This window comes from Alistipes intestinihominis (assembly GCF_040095975.1).
Lineage (GTDB): Bacteria > Bacteroidota > Bacteroidia > Bacteroidales > Rikenellaceae > Alistipes > Alistipes senegalensis.
Genome location: NZ_JBBMFL010000044.1, coordinates 1 through 1,535 on the forward strand (window position 1 = coordinate 1; position 1,535 = coordinate 1,535).

The following is a 1,535-nucleotide window of genomic DNA, read 5'->3' on the forward strand; positions in this document are numbered from 1 at the left end:
TACAATGGAGAGTTTGATCCTGGCTCAGGATGAACGCTAGCGGCAGGCCTAACACATGCAAGTCGAGGGGCAGCGGGATTGAAGCTTGCTTCAGTTGCCGGCGACCGGCGCACGGGTGCGTAACGCGTATGCAACCTACCCATAACAGGGGGATAACACTGAGAAATCGGTACTAATATCCCATAACATCAAGAGGGGCATCCCTTTTGGTTGAAAACTCCGGTGGTTATGGATGGGCATGCGTTGTATTAGCTAGTTGGTGAGGTAACGGCTCACCAAGGCGACGATACATAGGGGGACTGAGAGGTTAACCCCCCACATTGGTACTGAGACACGGACCAAACTCCTACGGGAGGCAGCAGTGAGGAATATTGGTCAATGGACGCAAGTCTGAACCAGCCATGCCGCGTGCAGGATGACGGCTCTATGAGTTGTAAACTGCTTTTGTACGAGGGTAAACCCGGATACGTGTATCCGGCTGAAAGTATCGTACGAATAAGGATCGGCTAACTCCGTGCCAGCAGCCGCGGTAATACGGAGGATTCAAGCGTTATCCGGATTTATTGGGTTTAAAGGGTGCGTAGGCGGTTTGATAAGTTAGAGGTGAAATACCGGTGCTTAACACCGGAACTGCCTCTAATACTGTTGAGCTAGAGAGTAGTTGCGGTAGGCGGAATGTATGGTGTAGCGGTGAAATGCTTAGAGATCATACAGAACACCGATTGCGAAGGCAGCTTACCAAACTATATCTGACGTTGAGGCACGAAAGCGTGGGGAGCAAACAGGATTAGATACCCTGGTAGTCCACGCAGTAAACGATGATAACTCGCTGTCGGCGATACACAGTCGGTGGCTAAGCGAAAGCGATAAGTTATCCACCTGGGGAGTACGTTCGCAAGAATGAAACTCAAAGGAATTGACGGGGGCCCGCACAAGCGGAGGAACATGTGGTTTAATTCGATGATACGCGAGGAACCTTACCCGGGCTTGAAAGTTACTGACGATTCTGGAAACAGGATTTCCCTTCGGGGCAGGAAACTAGGTGCTGCATGGTTGTCGTCAGCTCGTGCCGTGAGGTGTCGGGTTAAGTCCCATAACGAGCGCAACCCCTACCGTTAGTTGCCATCAGGTCAAGCTGGGCACTCTGGCGGGACTGCCGGTGTAAGCCGAGAGGAAGGTGGGGATGACGTCAAATCAGCACGGCCCTTACGTCCGGGGCTACACACGTGTTACAATGGTAGGTACAGAGGGCAGCTACCCAGTGATGGGATGCGAATCTCGAAAGCCTATCTCAGTTCGGATTGGAGGCTGAAACCCGCCTCCATGAAGTTGGATTCGCTAGTAATCGCGCATCAGCCATGGCGCGGTGAATACGTTCCCGGGCCTTGTACACACCGCCCGTCAAGCCATGGAAGCTGGGGGTGCCTGAAGTTCGTGACCGCAAGGAGCGACCTAGGGCAAAACCGGTGACTGGGGCTAAGTCGTAACAAGGTAGCCGTACCGGAAGGTGCGGCTGGAACACCTCCTTTCTGGAG

Annotated in this window: 1 rRNA gene; it reads left to right on the forward strand. The window is 53.2% G+C overall.

Annotated features, from left to right (window positions below):
* Window position 1: 1 nt before the first annotated feature.
* Window positions 2-1,529 (forward strand): 16S ribosomal RNA (locus tag WMO46_RS15540).
* Window positions 1,530-1,535 lie beyond the last annotated feature (6 nt).